This is a genomic window from Micropruina sonneratiae, assembly GCF_025972045.1.
GTDB lineage: Bacteria > Actinomycetota > Actinomycetes > Propionibacteriales > Propionibacteriaceae > Micropruina > Micropruina sonneratiae.
The window spans coordinates 942,075-959,305 of sequence record NZ_JAPDHX010000001.1 but is presented as its reverse complement, the minus strand read 5'-3'; the positions used below and the strand labels follow the sequence as shown (position 1 = coordinate 959,305).

Sequence of the window (17,231 nt, the reverse complement as noted above, 5' to 3'; positions counted from 1 at the left end):
CGGGCGCTGCCCGTCCCAGGCTCGGGGCCGGCGATCCGGGGCGGGTCAGCTCTCGTCGGTGCCCTGGTGGTAGCGCTGCCGCCAGTCGCCACCCTCACGCATCCACAGCGAACTGCGCAGCGCAGTGCCATGCGGGCTGCGCGACCGCCACACCAGCAGGATCGAGGCGTCGTCCAGCCGGGATGCCGACAGCGGCTCCAACTCGACGGGTTCGGCCAGCGGACCCAGTTCGGCCAACATCTCGTCACGGTTCCAGAGCCGGCCGGACCGCCCGACCTCGCACCAGTCCTCGTGCAGCAGCGCCGCCAGCGCCGCGGGGTCGGTGCGCACCTCGTCGGTGAGCAGCGACCGCTCCAGTTCCACCACCCGGTCGAGGTCGGACGCCTCGTCGGGGGGTGTGCCGAACAGGTCCGGCTGGTCGGCGTACCCGGGACTCTCCGTCGAGCGCCCGGTGGCCGCGCTGGAGGGCGAGTTGCCGAACCCCGGGCCGGCATCAGGCGTGCGGCCCTGTTTGAACGCGACGGCGGCGGCGTTCGCGAGCCGGTCGGCCTCGGTGTTGAGGTCGTGGCCGGAGTGTCCCTTGACCCATTCGAACCGGACCCGCCGGCCCTGCATCGCGGCGTCCAGCGCCTTCATGATGTCCACGTTGAGCACCGGCTTGCCGTCGCCCTTGCGCCACCCCTTGCGCTTCCAGCCGGGCATCCACTTGGTGATCGAGTTGATGGCGTACACCGAGTCGCAGTAGATCAGCAGCTCCTCCTCGACGCCCGCCGTCTGTTGCAGCAGGTCGAGCACGGCGGTCAGCTCGCCCATGTTGTTGGTGCCGCGCGGCCACCCGCCGCTGGCCCAGCGGTTCTCGTCGATGTACCAGCCCCACCCGGCCGGGCCGGGGTTGCCGAGGGCGGATCCGTCTGCGGCGGCGATCAGCGTCACCGGTTCATCGTGCCAGAGCTCCCCGGTGTCAGCTCAACTCGAGGAAGTCCCCGCTCATCAACTGCTCGGTGGCCAGCACGGCGTCGACGAAGCCGGGCGTCGTGCGGCCGGGGTCGCGCTCGACCGCCCGTCCGGCGATCGTCTTGGCCTGGGCGATGACGTCGGCGTGCTCGAGCACGCTCAGCAGACGCAGGCTCGAGCGGGCCCCCGACTGTTCGGCCCCGAGCACATCGCCCTCACGGCGCTGGATCAGGTCGAGCTCGGCCAGTTCGAAGCCGTCGTTGGTGGCCGCCACGGCGTCCAACCGTTCACGGATGGTGTCGTTCTCGACCGCCGAGGAGACCAGCAGGCACACCCCGGGATGCTCGCCCCGACCGATCCGGCCGCGCAGCTGGTGCAGCTGCGAGATGCCGAACCGTTCGGCGTCCCAGATCACCATCATGGTGGCGTTCGGCACGTCGACGCCCACCTCGATGACGGTGGTGGCGACCAGCACGTCGAGCTCACCGGCGGCGAACGCGGCCATCGTGGACTCCTTGGCGTCGGCGGCCAACTGGCCGTGCAGGACGCCCACGCGCACCCCGGCCAGCGGACCGGCCCGCAACTGGTCGGCCAGGTCGACCACCCCGGTGCCCTCGTCGCTGGAGTTGATCCGGGGCACCACCACGAACGCCTGCCGGTGCTGGGCGACCTCTTCGGCGACCCGCTGCCACGCCCGCTCGACCCAGGCCGGACGCCGCGCCGCATCGACCACGACGGTGCCGATCACCTGCCGCCCGGCCGGCAACTCGGCCAGCGTGGAGATGTCCAGGTCGCCGAAGATGGTCATCGCCACCGACCGTGGGATCGGGGTGGCGGTGAGCACCAGCACGTGCGGCCGGGCGGACGCCTTGTCGGTCAGGACGCCGCGCTGCTCGACGCCGAAGCGGTGCTGCTCGTCGATCACGACGAAGCCGAGGTCGGCGAACTGCACCTTCTCGTTGAGCAGCGCGTGGGTGCCGACCACGATGCCCGCCTCGCCCGAGGCCGCCCGCAGCAACGCCTCGCGCCTGGCCGCCGCCGGCATCGACCCGGTCAGCAGCACCACGTCGGTGGAGCCCTCCGGGGCGCCCAGCAGTCCCCCGCCGGCCAGGTCGCCCATCAGCGCCCGGATCGTGGCGTAGTGCTGCTGGGCGAGCACCTCGGTGGGCGCCAGCAGGGCGCACTGCCCCCCGGCGTCCACGACCGCCAGCATGGCGCGCAGCGCCACCACCGTCTTGCCCGAGCCGACCTCACCCTGCAAAAGCCGCTGCATCGGACGCGGCCGGTCGAGTTCGGCGAACAGGGTGTCGCCGACCGCCCGCTGACCGTCGGTGAGCGCGAACGGCAGCCGGGCGTCCAGCGCGTCGAGCAGGCCGCCCGCACGAACCGGACGCCGCACCGCGGTGTGCGTGGAGGCGTCGGCGCGCCGGTAGGCCATGGTGAGCTGGGTGGCGAACGCCTCGTCGAAACGCAGCCGGTGGGCGCCGGCCTCCGCCTCGGCGAGTGAGCGTGGCTGGTGGACGGCGGCGAACGCGTCGGCGAGCGGCATCAGGTCGGCGGCGTCCAGCACCCAGTCGGGCCACGGGTCGTCGGCGCCGCTCAGGGTGGCCAGCGCCAGCCGGCAGCATTCGGCGACCTTCCAGGTGGGCAGCTTCGCCGTCGCCGGATACATGCCGACCAGGGCGGTGCGGCTCATGGTGGCGATCAGCTGCTTCTTCTCCGACGAGCCGACGATCGCGCCCGCGGCGTCCAGCATGACGAACTCGGGGTGGGTCAGCTGGAGCTGGTCGCGGAACTGCCCCACCTTGCCGACGAAGATGCCGCGGACGCCCTTGCCGAGTTCGCGTTGCCAGTACTCCACCAGGTGTTCGCGGCCGAAGAAGGTGACCGCCAGGTAGCCCTGGCCGTCGGTGAGGGTGACTTCGAGCCGGCTGGGCCGGTTGCGGCCCCCGTGCACGACCTGGGTGCGGCTGACCTTCGCCATCACCGCCACGTGCTCGCCCTGCTCGATGGTGGCCAGATCGGTCAGCTCGGTGCCGGACAGGTAGCGCCGCGGCAGGTGCCGCAGCAGGTCGCCCACGGTGCGGATGCGCAGCTTCTCGAGATCCTTCGCGGTGCGCGCACCCAACACGTCGGCGACCGGGGTGTGCAGTTCGCGGAATGCCTGCGTCTGCCACTGCGCCATGGTCGGAACCCTAGCCGGGCCCACCGACAGGGGCGGGCCAGGCCACTCAGCGCGCGGCGTCCTGCATCCCGTTGAGGATGCGCACCACCTGCTGGGCGCCCCACATCCGTGCCCTGGCCCGCTGGTGGCCGACGTCGAGGACGACGATGTCGGTGCCGAAGGCGGGGACGTGGTGGACCGCACCGATGTCGTTCAGCGCAGCACGACGTCGAGGCTGCCCGATTGGACCAGGCGATTGAGTGCGTTCGCGTGGAACTTCACCGTGGCGTCGGTCACCACGAACGTTCCGCCGACCCACAGCCCGCCGTGCCGGGCACGGAACAGCTCCAGAACGAGCTCGGTGCCGGGAGCAGTCCCCCCGGCCAGCCCGATCGCCGCCTCGGCGGCGGGGTCCAGGTCGAGCCGGGCGTCCTCGACCAGGAAGTTCGCCACCTTCCGCACCCGGACGACGTGGGCGACGCCCGGCTCGTCCACCCAGAACCGCCATCCGGGCGGTGCGGGAGGCCCAGGACGCGGGCGGACGACGCGGGCGCCGGCCCGGACGGCTGCGGTGTTGGGGGCACAGCAAAAGGACCCGCCGGTGGCGGGTCCTCAGCGTGCCGGTCAGGTCAGCGGGTGACCTTGCCGGACTTCAGGCACGAAGTGCAGACGTTCAGCCGCTTCGGCGCTCCCCCGACCACGGCGCGGACGCGCTGGATGTTCGGGTTCCACCGACGGTTGGTCTTCTTCTTCGACCAGGGCACGTTGTGGCCAAAGCCTGGGCCCTTGGCGCAGATGTCACACACGGCAGCCACTGGTAACTCCTCGATTGCTTGGGTTTCGGCCCCATCAGGGACCGTCCAACAATACCCGAGAGCCCACTGGGAGTCATAATCGGACGCCTTGGGCGGGCGCCGGGGCCGGCAGCGGACGCCCTCAGGGCAGCACGGACACCGGTCCCGCATCGGTCACCAGCGGCGTCCAGTCGACGTAGGCGTTGCACGCGACGATGCCGTTGGCCAGGCCGTTGTCGAACGCCTGGACGCGTTCGGTCAGGTCACCGTGCTGGCGCTCGGGGCCGTAGTCGGCGACCGCCTTCATCAGTGCGGCGATGTCGGCGAGGTCGTCGGACTCGTTCAGCACCTGGTTGGTCCTGGCCCAGCCCGCCCAGGCACCCGCCACGCAATCCGCCTGGATCTCCTGCGCCAGGGTGTCGGCGCTCCGGCTCGCGCTCCTGGTCCTGATGCCCGCCAGCTCCTGCAGATGATGCCCCCACTCGTGGGCCAGGCCGACGATCGGTGCTGCGTCGCCTTGTGTGGAGTAGTAGGCCCACATGCTCTGTTCGCCGACGTAGACCGCGCGATCGACCGGACAGTACTCGTAGGAGCGGTCGGTGTACGTCGCCAGGCCTCCTCCGGCCTTCGTGCAGGGCTCCTGCCCGGTCACCCCGGTCTGCACGTACCACCACTTGTCGGGGTCGAGCCGCTTGCCGAAGGCGTCCTGGCTGTAGTTCTCGATCAGCCCGATGCCGACGTTGTAGAAGTAGGACATGTCGGTGGCGCTGGTGAAGCAACCCTCGTAGTCCTGGCACGGCAGGCAGATCCCTCTGCTGTCGGCGAACTCCCCCGGATCGCAGGCCGTCGGACTCTCCGACCCCTGCGGAAGTATCACCTCGGCGCGGCCGGTCGCCTCCGCCAGCGGCGGTGTTGCGGACGCCGTGACACTCGCGGCGGGCCCTGTCGGGCTCGTCGCCGTCGAGCCTGCCGGCTGGCTGCAGCCGGCGACCATGACCACCACTACGGCGGCAAAGAACACATGGAGACGCACAGGACCCTCCCCCCGTTCGAGCGTGGCGACCGGGCATTTTGCAGCCTCTTTGCCGCCAGGGGTGCCCCCACACCCCGCCCTCGTAGCGGATACCCAATACCACCGCCCCCGGCGCGTCAACAGCGCCGGCGAGGCATGGGTACAACTGCCACCCGCCGCGGAATCATCGACCCGCCCACACCGGTGCCGCCGACGTCGGCGCCTGCCTATCCTGTCGCCGTGACACCACCCGACCGGGGCCGGAGAGCCGTTGGCCCGTCACGCCGCGCCGTGCTGCTCGGCGGCCTCGTCCTCGTCACCGGCTGTGCCGGCCCGGACGCCCCCCGGACCTCGGCCGGCATCTCGCGGTCGGCGACCGACACCGCCACGGTCAGCCTGCTGCGGCACGGCGAGTCGATCGCATCCGTCGCGGGAATCCTGAGCACGGCCGTACCGGGCCAGGGACTGACCGAGGCCGGTCACGCCCAGGCCGGCCGGGCGGCGTCCGGCCTGGTGGGACGCGGATTCGACCTCATCGTCAGCTCACCGCTGGCCCGCGCGCGCGAGACCGCGGACGCGTTCGCCACCGCCACCGGCCTGCCGGTCACCGTGTTGGACGGCCTGGCCGAAGTGACCGCCGGCGAGTTCGAAGGCCTCCCGGTCAGTGCTGTGGCCGAGGACTTCCTCGCCGTCGAGGGGCGCTGGCTGCAGGGTGAGCTGGACGCACGGATACCCGGCGGCGAGTCGGGGACGGAGTTCCTGGCCCGGATGGACGCCGCCCTGGCCGCGGTGGTGGCAGCCGGCAGCAACGCGCTGGTGGTGAGCCACGGCGAGGCGATCCGCTGCTGGATCGCGCTGCGGGTCCCGGACGCGGCCGAGGTGCAACTCGCCCCCACCGGCCTGGTGGTGCTTCGTTCCCAGGAGTCCGGCTGGCGGCTCGTCGAGTCCGTGGCGGCAGGATTCTGACCGCGGGGGTCCGACGGGGCGCGAACGGTGCCGGCGCGGGTGGGCGGCCGGCCTAGGCAGAAACGACCACCGGCAGGATCATCGGCCGCCGCCGGTAGGTGTTGTTGACCCAGCGGCCGACGGTGCGGCGCACCACCTGCTGCAGGCTGCGGACGTCCTCGGAGCCGTCGGCCATCGCCTCGGTGATCGCCTGGGCGACCTGACCCTTGACCTCGTCGAAGATCGAGTTGTCCTCGGTGAAGCCGCGGGCGTGGATGTCGGGGCCGGACACCAGGCTCATCGAGTGCAGGTTGACCACCACCACGACGCTGATGAAGCCGTCGGCGCCGAGGATCTTGCGATCACTGAGCTCGGCGTCGCCGATCTCGCCCACCGTCGAGCCGTCGACGAAGATGTAGCCGCAGTCGAGGCGTCCGACCACCTCGGCCTTGCCGTCGGCCAGGTCGACGACGCCGCCGTCCTCGACGACGAGCGCCCGCTTACGCGGTACGCCGGTCTTGACCGCCAGGTCGGCGTTGGCGATCAGGTGCCGGATCTCGCCGTGCACCGGCATCGCGTTGCGCGGCTTGATCAGGTTGTAGCAGTACAGCAGCTCGCCCGCCGAGGCGTGCCCAGAGACGTGCACCAGCGCGTTGGCCTTGTGCACGACCGTGACGCCGTTGCGGGCCAGCCCGTTGATCACCCGGTACACCGAGTTCTCGTTGCCGGGGATCAGCGAGGACGCCAGCAGCACCACGTCGCCGGGACCGGCCTGCACCACGGGATGCTCGTGGTTGGAGATCCGGGACAGCGCCGACAGCGGCTCGCCCTGCGACCCGGTGGAGATCATCACGACCTTGTCGTCTGGGTAGTCCTGCAGCTGGCGCAGCTCGATCAACGTGTTCTTCGGCACCTTCAGGTAGCCGAGTTCCTGGGCCACGGTCATGTTGCGCACCATCGAGCGGCCGATATAGACGACCTTGCGGCCGTGCCGCACCGCGGCGTCCATCACCTGCTGGACGCGGTGCACGTGCGAGGCGAAGCAGGCCACGATCAACTTCTGCTTGGCCTGGGAGAACACCCGTTCCATGGCGGGCTCGATGTCGCGCTCGTGGGTGGTGAAGCCGGGCGACTCGGCGTTGGTCGAGTCGGCCATGAACAGGTCGACGCCCTCTTCACCGAGCCGGGCGAAGCCGCGCAGGTCGGTCAGCCGGTTGTCGAGCGGCAACTGGTCCATCTTGAAGTCGCCGGTGTGCAGCACCAGGCCCGCAGGGGTACGGATGGCGATCGCCAGGGCGTCGGGGATGGAGTGGTTGACGGCGAAGAACTCCAAGTCGAACTCGCCGACCCGGATGCGGGCACCCTCGCTGACCACCTTGAGGTGCACGTCGCGCAGCCGGTGCTCCTTGAGCTTCTCGCGCACCAGCGCCAGGGTCAGGCGCGAACCGATCACCGGAATGTCGGGACGCCGGCGCAGCAGGTAGGGCACGGCACCGATGTGGTCCTCGTGGCCGTGGGTGAGCACCAGCGCCTGGATGTCGTCGAACCGCTCCTCGAGCAGGTGCAGGCCGGGCAGGATCAGGTCGACGCCGGGGTGGTCGTCGGAGGGGAACAGCACTCCGCAGTCGACCATCAGCAGCTGGCCGTTGAGTTCGAAGCTGGTGCTGTTGCGGCCCACATCGCCCAGGCCGCCGAGCGGGACGATCCGCAGCGTGTCCTTGGCCAGGGCCGGGGGGGTTCGTAGAGACTCTCGCACGTCGTAACCCTAGCGGGACGGCCCGCCGGGCGGCTCCCCTGCCGGGACCGGACGCCGCCGCCCGCCCGGCGCCCGGACCGGATGGGTGCCGCTGCCCGAAGCCGCCCGGCGGTGATGGCCGACGGTTAGCATGAGCGGGTGATCGCTGACTCCGTCCGTCTCGCCCTGCCTGTCGAAGCCGAGCAGATCGCGGCGGTGCAGCGGCGCAGCTGGACGCAGCAGTTTCCGTCCGAGGTGGCCGACTCGGTGCTCGGCACCGTCGACCTGGCGTCGATGACGGCGTCCTGGCAGGGTGCGATCCAGCGGCCGCCGCTGGCCCAGTTCCGGGTGCTGGTGGCCGTCGCCGACTCGCGCGTGGTGGGTTTCGCCGCGGTCGGTCCGAGCGACGATCCCGACGCCGAACCCGGCGCCGACGGCATGGTCGCCGAGTTCACCGTCGACCCGCAGGCGCAGCGCTCGGGACACGGATCGCGGTTGTTGAACGCCTGCGTGGACACGTTGCGCGCCGACGGGTTCGTGCGGGCCAGCTGGTGGGTGCGGTCCACCGACGACGTGCTGCGGCGCTTCCTCACCGAGGCCGGCTGGGGCGCGGACGGCGGCCACCAGGAGGTCGGCAGCGACGACGACACGACCCGGCTCAAGCTGGTGCGGCTGCACACTGACATCTCGGGCTGAACCGGGACCCGCCGGGCCGGGGGTACGGCCCCTACGAAGGAGGACGACGATGTCTTTCCGAACCGACCTGGATCGGCTCCGCACCGACGCCGCCCAGGCCGTCAACCTCGTCCGCGACGGCGACACCATCGTGGTGCCGATCGCCGCGGGCGAACCACCCGCCCTGCTCACCGCCCTGTCGGAGCGGATCGACCAGCTGCGTGGCGTGGTCGTCTCGCAGCTTCTCGGACTGGGCCGCTACGCCTATCTGGCTGCCGCCCACGCCGGCCACGTGCGGCACTCCTCGCCGTTCCTGGGTGCCGCCACCCGGACAGGAGCCGAGGAGGGCTGGGTGGACTGGGTGCCGGCCCATTTCTCGGAGGTGCCCACCCTCATCCGGCAGGGGCTGATGCCGTGCGACGTGGTGTTCGCCCAGGTGTCCCCGATGAGCCCGGACGGACGGTTCGCGCTCGGTGTCAGCACCGACTACACGCTGGCGGCCGTGGAACGGGCCCGCGCCGTGGTCGTCGAGGTGAACCAGGCGCTGCCGTTCACCGAGGGCAACTGCCACATCCATCTCAGCCAGGTGGCCGCGGTCGTGGACGGCACCGCGCCGATGGTGGAGTTGCCGCCCTCGGCGATCGGTGACACCCAGGTGCGGATCGCCCGCTTCGTCGCCGATCTGATCCCCGATGGCGCCACGCTGCAGATCGGCATCGGCGGCATTCCGGACGCCGTGGTGAAGCAGCTGATGACCAAGAACGACCTGGGCCTGCACACCGAGATGCTCGGCGACGGCACCCTGGCGCTGGTCGAGGCCGGGGTGATCACCAATGCCTGCAAGAACTTCCATCCGGGCAAGCTGATCGCCACCTTCGCGCTGGGCTCGGCGCGGCTGTACGAGTTCATGGATCACCGGGCCGACCTGGAGATGCACCCGGTGGACTACACCAACAACCCGTTCGTGGCCAGCCGCAACGACAACCTGCACTCGATCAACGGCACCCTGGCGGTGGACTTCTTCGGGCAGTGCGCCTCGGAGTCGCTGGGCCGGCGTCCGTTCTCCGGGCCGGGAGGGCAGGTCGACTTCGTCCGGGCCGCGAACGCCTCCAAGGGAGGCAAGTCGATCATCGTGCTGCCGGCCACCGCGCGCGGCGACACGATCAGCAGGATCGTCGCCACACACCTGCCCGGCACCCCGATCACGACGGGGAAGAACGACGTCGACCACGTGGTGACCGAGTTCGGTGTAGCCAGGCTGCGGGGCCGGTCGGTGCGGGAGCGCGCTCGGGCCCTGATCGACATCGCGCATCCGGCCTTCCGCGACCAGCTCACCGAGCAGGCGAAGGAGCTGCGGGTCTGGTGAAGCCCCCACGCAGTGGCCGCAACGTGGCCCGCCCGCCTACGGTGGAGGCATGACCGACGATTCCCAGCACGGCAAGGGTGGGGTGTACTCGACCAAGGGCCAGGAGTTCACCCGCGACACCCGCTACATCAACGACCGGATCGTCGCCCGGCCGTCGGCGGACGACGAGTGGCCGGTCGAGGCGGGCCGCTACCGGCTGATCGCGGCCCGGGCCTGCCCGTGGGCGAACCGGACCCTGATCGTGCGGCGGCTACTGGGGCTGGAGGACGCGCTGTCGGTCGGGATGCCCGGCCCCACGCACGACGCCGACTCGTGGACGTTCGACCTCGACCCCGGCGGCGTCGACCCCGTCCTGGGCATCCACAAGCTCAAGGACGCCTTCCTGAAGCGATTCCCCGACTACCCGCGCGGCATCACGGTGCCGGCGATCGTCGAGGTGGCGTCCGGCAAGGTGGTCACCAACGACTTCGCCCAGATCACCGAGGACTTCTCCACCCAGTGGACCGCGTTCCACCGCGACGGCGCCCCCGACCTGTGGCCGGCCGACCGGCTCGACGAGATGCGCGAGGTGATGCAGCGGGTCTACACCGAGGTCAACAACGGCGTCTACCGCTGCGGCTTCGCGGGGTCGCAGGAGGCCTACGACAGCGCCTACCAGCGGCTGTGGACGGCGCTGGACTGGCTCGAGGAACGGCTCACCGGGCAGCGCTACCTGATGGGTGAGTCGATCACCGAGGCGGACGTGCGGCTGTTCACCACGCTGGCGCGGTTCGATCCGGTCTATCACGGGCACTTCAAATGCAACCGGTCGAAGCTGGCCGAGCTGCCTGCGTTGTGGGGCTACGCCCGCGACCTCTACCAGACGCCCGGGTTCGGCGACACCGTCGACTTCGTGCAGATCAAGCAGCACTACTACATCGTGCACACCGACCTGAACCCGCTGGGCATCGTGCCCGACGGGCCCGACCTGTCCGGGTGGCTGAGCCCGCACGGCCGCGAGGAGCTGGGTGGGCGTCCGTTCGGCGACGGAACGCCGCCCGGCCCAGTCCGTCCCGGCGAGGAAGTGCCCAACCCGCTTGAGGTCGGCTGACGGCTCAGGGGTCTCAATAGGCTCGACCAGCCCTCGTCATCCCGGCGAACGCCGGGATCTCGCTCCTCTGTTCCCGAGATCCCGGGGCAAGCCCGGGATGACGGCGAACCCACTACGCCACGTCGAAGCGGCGCAGCGCCCGCAGCTTGTTGGTGGCGTCCAGGGCAGCCACCTTGTACGCCTCCGACAAGGTCGGATAGTTGAACACCGTGTCAACCAGGTAGTCCACGGTGCCGCCGCAGCCCATCACCGCCTGGCCGATGTGCACCAGGTCGGTGGCGCCGGTGCCGAAGACATGGACGCCGAGCAGCGTCCGTTCGGTGGAATGCACGAGCAGCTTGAGCATGCCGTAGGAGTCGCCGACGATCTGCCCGCGGGCCAGTTCGCGGTAGCGGGACAGGCCGGTCTCGTACGGCACCGATTCGCCGGTCAGCTCGTCCTCACTGCGTCCCACGTAGGAGATCTCCGGGATCGTGTAGATGCCGATCGGTTGCAGCGGGGTGATCTGACCGGGCTTCTCCCCCATCGCATGCATGGCCGCCAGCCGGCCCTGCTCCATCGACGTGGCGGCCAGCGCCGGAAAGCCGATCACGTCGCCGACCGCATAAATGTGGTGCTGGGTGGTGCGGAAATGCTCGTCGACCGCGATCCGGCCCCGCGCGTCCGCCTCGAGTCCGGCCTTCTCGAGCCCGAGCGCCTGGGTCGCGCCCTGGCGTCCGGCCGAGTACATCACGGTCTCGGCGGGGATGCGTTTGCCGGATTTGAGCGTGGTGACGGTGCCGTGCTCGCTCTTCTCGACCCTCTCCACGGTCTCGCCGAACCGGAAGGTGACCGACAGGTCGCGCAGGTGGAAGCGCAGCGACTCGACGATCTCGGCGTCGCAGAAGTCGAGCATCGTGGGCCGGGAGTCGACGACGGTGACCCGGGTGCCCAGCGCGGCGAACATCGACGCGTATTCGATGCCGATCACCCCGGCGCCGACGACCACCATGGTGCCCGGCACCTTCTGCAGATCGAGGATGCCGTCGGAGTCGACGACGTTGACCTCGTCGAACTCGATGTTGTCCGGACGCGCCGGCTCGGTGCCGGGGGCGAGGACCACCCTGCCGGCGCTCACCGTGTGGTGATCGGTCCCCTCGACCAGCACGGTGTGCGGGTCGATGAACGAGGCGTCACCGGTGTAGAGGGCGACGTGGTTGCGGAGCAGCTGATTGCGGATCACCTGGGTCTCGCGGCCGATCACGTGCTGGGTCCGCGCGGTGAGATCGGCGATGGTGATCTCGTCCTTGACCCGGTAGGACGCCCCGTACAGCTCGCGCTGCGCCATGCCGGTGAGGTACAGCACAGCCTCGCGCAGCGTCTTGGACGGAATCGTTCCGGTGTTGATGCACACCCCGCCGAGCATCTGCCGGCGGTCGACGATGGCGACCCGCCGTCCGAGCTTGGCCGCGGCGATGGCTGCCCGGTGTCCGCCCGGGCCGCTGCCGATCACCAGCAGGTCGTAGTCGTACTGCATGGCGCCTCCGTCCGCGCGGCTGCGCCGATCATCCACCCCGACAAGGGGTGACGGCAATGGCGCCGGACCTCCCTCAGCGGCGCACCGGCAGTTCGGTGGCGAGCAGGTCGACGACCAGGCCGTCCGGCTCGACGGCGATGCCGGTCGCCTGTACCTGCTCGTCGGCGGCCAGCGAGATGGGTTTCACCACGCGGTCGATGATCTGCTGCGACACCGTTTCGCTGAGCTCGATGCCGGCCACGTCGATGCGGGACTGGGTGAGGTCCACCTGCTGCGCCCCGACGTCGAGGACGGGGACGCTGGAGATGCCGATCTGCAGCACGTTCTCACCCAGCAGGTCGACGGTGTAGGTCACCAGCACCCGGCCGTCGCCGCCGTCGGCCATCGGCAGCCCGGCGATCTCGCTCAACCCCTTCCAGGGCAGCGTTCCGGTGAGCCCGAGCGTGCCGATCACGGCCTCGCTGGTGCTGACCAGCCGGATGTCGGACGCCCGGTAGCTGATCGCCCGCACCGGCACCGTGTGCTCCTCGAACGGCACCTCGGCCGCGGACGCCGTCCCCGACACGTCGACGAAGCGGCCCTGCACCAGCGCCAGCAACACAGAAGGCCCGCCGAGGTCGAGCGTGGGCTGCTCGAGGGTGATGTCCTCCAGGCCGGCGACGGCCTGCCTGGCCTGGGACTGCACCAGCGCCCGGACGCCGAACTCGGCCGCCACCAGAACCAGCACCACCACCGCCACGACGATGAACACCCACCTGAAGCGCTTCATGGTGTGCTCAGCTCAGCCCGAGGACGGACTCGATGCCCACCGTGAGGCCCGCCAGCCCAGGCACCGCCCGGACCCCGGCGATCACGCCCGGCATGAAGGACACCCGGTCGAGCGAGTCGTGCCTGATCGTCAGGGTCTCGCCCTCGCCGCCGAACAGCACCTCCTGGTGGGCGATCAGCCCGCGCAACCGGACGCTGTGCACGTGGATGCCGTTGACGTCCGCCCCGCGGGCGCCCGGCAGCGACTGCGCGGTGGCGTCCGGCACCGGGCCCAGTCCGCCCTCCGCCCGGGCCGCGGCGATCCTGCCCGCGGTGGTCGACGACGTACCCGAGGGGGCGTCGGCCTTGTTCGGGTGGTGCAGCTCGATCACCTCGACCGATTCGAAGAACCGCGCCGCCTGGGCGCTGAAGTGCATCATCAGCACCGCGCCGATGGAGAAGTTGGACGCGACCAGCACCCCGACACCGCCGGCCTCGGCCAGTTCTTCGGCCTTCGCCAGCCGCTCGTCGGTGAACCCGGTCGTGCCGACCACGACGTGGATTCCGCGAGTCGTACACCACTCGATGTTGTCCATCACGGCGTCCGGGTGGGTGAAGTCGACCACGACCTCTGCGGCCTCGACCGCCGACCGGTCGTCGCCGGCGTCCACCGCCGCCACGAGTTCCAGCCCGTCTGCGGCCTCGACGGCCCTGACCACCTCGGCGCCCATCCGTCCGCGGGCCCCGAACACGGCTACCTTCATCGACTCCTCCTGGGTACCTGGATCCCCCACCCTACTGAGCGGCCGCCACCCGCCGTCCCCCTTTGGCCGCTCGCCCAACTACCGAGCGCTCGCGAAGCTTTGCGAGCGCTCGGTAGTTGGGCGAGCGGTAGGTCGGTGTGGAGGCGGGTCGTCAGGGCGCATCGAACAGCGACGAGATCGACTCGCCGCTGTGGATGCGTCGGACGGCCTCGGCGAACAGCGGGGCCACCGACAGCACGGTGAGCTTCTCCAGCCCCTCGGCCATCCGCGGCGGCACCGTGTTGGTGCAGACGATCTCCTTGAGATCGCCCTGCGCGTTCAGCCGCTCGACCGCCGGGCCGGTGAACAGGCCGTGCACACAGGCGGCGGTGATCGAGTTGACCCGCTGCTCGCGCAGCTTGTCGAACAGCTCCACCAGCGAACCGGCGGTCGCGATCTCGTCGTCGAGCACGATGACGTCCTTGCCCGCCACGTCACCGACGATCGAGTCGATCACCACCCGGTCGTCGGAGAGCCGCCGCTTCGCACCGGCCGCCACCGGCAGGTCGAGCAGCCGGGCGAAGTGGCTGGCCTCCTTGACGTTGCCGAAGTCGGGCGAGACCACCACCGCGTTCGACAGGTCGCCGTTGGTGCGGAAGTGCTCGGCGAGCACGTGGTTGGCGCTCAGGTGGTCGACCGGCATCTCGAACATGCCGTGCACCTGCGGCGAATGCAGCGCCATCGTGACGACCCGCTGGGCGCCGGCCTTGTGCAGCAGGTCGGCCACCAGCCGGGCCCCGATCGAGATCCGCGGGGCGTCCTTCTTGTCGCTGCGGGCGTAGGCGTAGTGCGGCATCACAACGGTCAGGTGGCCGGCGGAGGCCCCGCGCGCGGCGTCCAGCATCAACAACAACTCGACCAGGTTCTCCTGCACCGGCGGGACCAGCGGCTGGATGATGAACACGTCCCGCTTGCGGCAGTTGCCGTCCAGGTGCACCTGCAGGCAGTCGTTGCTGAACCTGGTGGTGACCGAGGGTGCGAGATCGATGCCGAGCAGCTCGCACACCTCGTCCGCGAACTCGCGATGGGCCGAACCTGAGAAAACCGTGATGTCGTCGGTCACGTTGGGCGATGCTAGCCCAGCCCCAGCCGCGACCCGTGCCGACGCCGCAGGCTGGTCGCCCCGGCCGTCCGCACAGACCCGGGCGGCGCCGGACGCAGCGAACCCCCGCCACCACACAGGTGACGGGGGTTCGTGGTGATCGGGCGGATCAGGCCTCGACGGTCTCCTCGACCACCGGGATCAGCGACAGCTTGCCGCGATCGTCGATGTCGGAGATCTCGACCTGGATCTTCTGGCCGACGCTGACGACGTCCTCGACGTTCTCGACCCGCTGGCCGCCGTTGAGGGCGCGCAGCTTGGTCACGTGCAGCAGTCCGTCCTTGCCGGGCAGCAACGACACGAAGGCGCCGAAGTTCATCACCTTGACGACCGTGCCGAGGTAGCGCTCGCCCCGCTCGGGCATCGTCGGGTTGGCGATGGCGTTGATCATCGACCGGGCCGCGTCGGCGGACTCGCCGTTGTCGGCGCCGATGTAGATGGTGCCGTCGTCCTCGATGGAGATGTTGGCGCCGGTGTCGTCCTGGATCTGGTTGATCATCTTGCCCTTGGGGCCGATGACCTCACCGATCTTGTCGACCGGGATCTTGATGCTGATGATCCGCGGCGCGAACGGCGACATCTCGTCAGGGACGTCGATCGCCTCACCCATCACGTCGAGCAGGGTGTGCCGGGCCTCGCGGGCCTGCAGCAGCGCGGAGCCGAGCACGTCGGCGGGGATGCCGTCGAGCTTGGTGTCGAGCTGCAGGGCGGTGACGAAGTCACGGGTGCCGGCGACCTTGAAGTCCATGTCGCCCAGCGCGTCCTCGGCGCCGAGGATGTCGGTCAGCGCGACGTAGCGCATCTGGCCGTCGATCTCCTCGCTCATCAGGCCCATCGCGATGCCGGCGACCGGCGCCTTCAGCGGGACGCCCGCGTTCAGCAGCGACAGGGTGGACGCGCACACCGAACCCATCGACGTCGAGCCGTTGGAGCCGAGCGCCTCGGACACCTGACGGATCGCGTAGGGGAACTCCTCGCGCTTGGGCAGCACCGGCACCAGGGCACGCTCGGCGAGCGCTCCGTGGCCGATCTCACGCCGCTTCGGCGACCCGACCCGGCCGGTCTCACCGGTGGAGTAGGGCGGGAAGTTGTAGTTGTGCATGTAGCGCTTGGTGGTCTCGGGCGCCAGCGAGTCGATCTTCTGCTCCATGTCGAGCATGTTCAGCGTGGTGACGCCCAGGATCTGGGTCTCGCCGCGCATGAACAGCGCCGAACCGTGCACCCGCGGCAGGACGCCGACCTCGGCGGACAGTGTCCGGATGTCGCGCAGCCCGCGGCCGTCGATGCGGACCTCTTCGGTCAGCGTCTTGCGGCGCACGACCTTCTTGGTCAGCGCCCGGTAGGCGCCGGTGATCTCCTTCTCGCGGCCGGCGAACTGGCCGTCGAGCTCGGCGTGCAGGTCGGCGAGCAGGTTCTCGGTGGACACCTCACGCTCGTGCTTGCCGACGATCGACATGACCTGGCCGAGCCGCTCGGTGCCGGCGGCGGCGACTGCGTCGAAGACGTCGGTCTGGTAGTCGAGGAACAGCGGCAGGCTCTCCACGGTCTTGGGCAGCTTGGCGGCCAGCTCGGACTGCGCGTCGCACAGCGCCTTGATGAACGGCTTGGCGGCCTCGAGACCGGCGGCCACGACCTCCTCGGTGGGGGCGGTGCGGCCGGAGCGGACCAGATCCCAGGTCTGCTCGGTCGACTCGGCCTCGACCATCATGATGGCCACGTCACCGTCGGGCAGCACCCGGCCGGCCACGACCATGTCGAAGGTGGCGTCCTCGAGCTGGGTGACGGTCGGGAAGCCGACCCAGTCGTTGCCGATCAGAGCGACGCGGACGCCGCCGACCGGGCCGGTGAACGGCAGGCCGGCGAGCGTGGTCGACGCCGAGCCGGCGTTGATCGCCAGCACGTCGTAGAGCACCTCGGGGTTGAGCGCCATCACGGTGATGACGACCTGGATCTCGTTGCGCAGGCCCTTCACGAAGCAGGGGCGCAGCGGACGGTCGGTGAGCCGGCAGGCCAGGATGGCGGCCTCGCCGGGGCGTCCCTCACGACGGAAGAACGAGCCGGGGATGCGGCCCGCGGCGTACATCCGCTCCTCGACGTCGACGGTCAGCGGGAAGAAGTCGACGCCGTCGCGGGGGTTGTTGGACGCCGTGGTGGCGGACAGCAGCATGGTGTCGCCGTCCAGATAGACGCTGGCCGAACCGTTCGCCTGGCGGGCCAGCAGGCCCGACTCGAAACGGACGACGCGCTTACCGTGCGAGCCGTTGTCGATGACGGCTTCGGTGTACTGCAGATCGGGTCCCTCCACGGGGACCTCCTTTCGGGTTGTCC

15 protein-coding genes are annotated in these 17,231 nt (G+C 70.3%); 4 read left to right on the top strand and 11 right to left on the bottom strand.

Annotation, left to right across the window (positions count from 1 at the left end):
* Nucleotides 1-45: 45 nt before the first annotated feature.
* From OIE40_RS04785 to OIE40_RS04765, 5 genes are all read right to left on the bottom strand, one after another.
* Nucleotides 46-933, bottom strand: coding sequence for a ribonuclease HI family protein (locus tag OIE40_RS04785; RefSeq protein ID WP_264700513.1), 888 nt, complete (start codon nucleotides 931-933; stop codon nucleotides 46-48).
* Between the two features lie 28 nt (nucleotides 934-961).
* The gene (locus tag OIE40_RS04780) at nucleotides 962-3,139 is read right to left on the bottom strand and encodes an ATP-dependent DNA helicase RecG (protein WP_264700511.1); all 2,178 of its coding nucleotides are present in this window, start codon (nucleotides 3,137-3,139) and stop codon (nucleotides 962-964) included.
* 192 nt (nucleotides 3,140-3,331) lie between these two features.
* Nucleotides 3,332-3,613, bottom strand: coding sequence for a hypothetical protein (locus OIE40_RS04775; protein WP_264700509.1), 282 nt, complete (start codon nucleotides 3,611-3,613; stop codon nucleotides 3,332-3,334).
* A 134-nt stretch (nucleotides 3,614-3,747) separates the two neighbouring features.
* Nucleotides 3,748-3,933 (bottom strand): 50S ribosomal protein L28, encoded by a 186-nt coding sequence (gene rpmB / locus OIE40_RS04770; RefSeq protein WP_264700507.1) that lies wholly within the window; start codon nucleotides 3,931-3,933, stop codon nucleotides 3,748-3,750.
* A 121-nt stretch (nucleotides 3,934-4,054) separates the two neighbouring features.
* On the bottom strand, nucleotides 4,055-4,945 hold the full coding sequence (locus OIE40_RS04765) for a neutral zinc metallopeptidase (RefSeq protein ID WP_264700505.1): 891 nt from the start codon (nucleotides 4,943-4,945) through the stop codon (nucleotides 4,055-4,057).
* 219 nt (nucleotides 4,946-5,164) lie between these two features.
* On the opposite strand from OIE40_RS04765, the gene OIE40_RS04760 reads away from it, so the two are divergent.
* Complete coding sequence (locus tag OIE40_RS04760; RefSeq protein ID WP_264700504.1) at nucleotides 5,165-5,890, top strand: histidine phosphatase family protein; 726 nt, start codon at nucleotides 5,165-5,167, stop codon at nucleotides 5,888-5,890.
* Between the two features lie 52 nt (nucleotides 5,891-5,942).
* On the opposite strand, the gene OIE40_RS04755 is transcribed toward OIE40_RS04760, so the two are convergent.
* The gene (locus OIE40_RS04755; RefSeq protein ID WP_264700503.1) at nucleotides 5,943-7,625 is read right to left on the bottom strand and encodes a ribonuclease J; all 1,683 of its coding nucleotides are present in this window, start codon (nucleotides 7,623-7,625) and stop codon (nucleotides 5,943-5,945) included.
* Between the two features lie 138 nt (nucleotides 7,626-7,763).
* Between OIE40_RS04755 and OIE40_RS04750 the strand changes: the two genes are divergently transcribed.
* The 3 genes from OIE40_RS04750 to OIE40_RS04740 are packed head-to-tail and all read left to right on the top strand — an operon-like array spanning nucleotide 7,764 to nucleotide 10,735.
* Entirely contained in the window at nucleotides 7,764-8,300 is a 537-nt protein-coding gene (locus tag OIE40_RS04750; RefSeq protein WP_264700502.1) for a GNAT family N-acetyltransferase, read from the top strand.
* Between the two features lie 49 nt (nucleotides 8,301-8,349).
* Entirely contained in the window at nucleotides 8,350-9,645 is a 1,296-nt protein-coding gene (locus OIE40_RS04745; protein ID WP_264700501.1) for an acetyl-CoA hydrolase/transferase family protein, read from the top strand.
* 49 nt (nucleotides 9,646-9,694) lie between these two features.
* A complete protein-coding gene (locus OIE40_RS04740) occupies nucleotides 9,695-10,735 on the top strand; it encodes a glutathione S-transferase family protein (protein ID WP_264700499.1) in 1,041 nt (346 codons plus the stop codon).
* Nucleotides 10,736-10,847: 112 nt separating this feature from the next.
* Here OIE40_RS04740 and sthA read toward each other — a convergent pair whose 3' ends face one another.
* The 5 genes from sthA to OIE40_RS04715 form a co-directional block, all read right to left on the bottom strand.
* On the bottom strand, nucleotides 10,848-12,251 hold the full coding sequence (gene sthA, locus OIE40_RS04735; protein ID WP_264700497.1) for a Si-specific NAD(P)(+) transhydrogenase: 1,404 nt from the start codon (nucleotides 12,249-12,251) through the stop codon (nucleotides 10,848-10,850).
* 73 nt (nucleotides 12,252-12,324) lie between these two features.
* A complete protein-coding gene (locus tag OIE40_RS04730) occupies nucleotides 12,325-13,020 on the bottom strand; it encodes a DUF2993 domain-containing protein (RefSeq protein WP_264700496.1) in 696 nt (231 codons plus the stop codon).
* Nucleotides 13,021-13,027: 7 nt separating this feature from the next.
* Nucleotides 13,028-13,762 carry a 4-hydroxy-tetrahydrodipicolinate reductase gene (gene dapB / locus OIE40_RS04725; RefSeq protein ID WP_264700494.1) on the bottom strand — a complete coding sequence of 245 codons (735 nt, stop codon included), beginning with the start codon at nucleotides 13,760-13,762 and terminating at the stop codon, nucleotides 13,028-13,030.
* A 151-nt stretch (nucleotides 13,763-13,913) separates the two neighbouring features.
* Nucleotides 13,914-14,864 carry a ribose-phosphate diphosphokinase gene (locus OIE40_RS04720; RefSeq protein ID WP_264700492.1) on the bottom strand — a complete coding sequence of 317 codons (951 nt, stop codon included), beginning with the start codon at nucleotides 14,862-14,864 and terminating at the stop codon, nucleotides 13,914-13,916.
* Nucleotides 14,865-15,012: 148 nt separating this feature from the next.
* On the bottom strand, nucleotides 15,013-17,208 hold the full coding sequence (locus tag OIE40_RS04715) for a polyribonucleotide nucleotidyltransferase (protein ID WP_264700490.1): 2,196 nt from the start codon (nucleotides 17,206-17,208) through the stop codon (nucleotides 15,013-15,015).
* Between the last annotated feature and the right edge of the window lie 23 nt (nucleotides 17,209-17,231).

Excerpts from the sequence above, each read along its gene's own strand:
- sthA (WP_264700497.1), bottom strand. The coding sequence starts at position 12,251 with ATGCAGTACGACTACGACCTGCTGGTGATCGGCAGCGGCCCGGGCGGA.
- dapB (WP_264700494.1), bottom strand. The coding sequence starts at position 13,762 with ATGAAGGTAGCCGTGTTCGGGGCCCGCGGACGGATGGGCGCCGAGGTG.
- OIE40_RS04780 (WP_264700511.1), bottom strand. The coding sequence starts at position 3,139 with ATGGCGCAGTGGCAGACGCAGGCATTCCGCGAACTGCACACCCCGGTC.
- OIE40_RS04745 (WP_264700501.1), top strand. The coding sequence starts at position 8,350 with ATGTCTTTCCGAACCGACCTGGATCGGCTCCGCACCGACGCCGCCCAG.
- OIE40_RS04730 (WP_264700496.1), bottom strand. The coding sequence starts at position 13,020 with ATGAAGCGCTTCAGGTGGGTGTTCATCGTCGTGGCGGTGGTGGTGCTG.
- OIE40_RS04740 (WP_264700499.1), top strand. The coding sequence starts at position 9,695 with ATGACCGACGATTCCCAGCACGGCAAGGGTGGGGTGTACTCGACCAAG.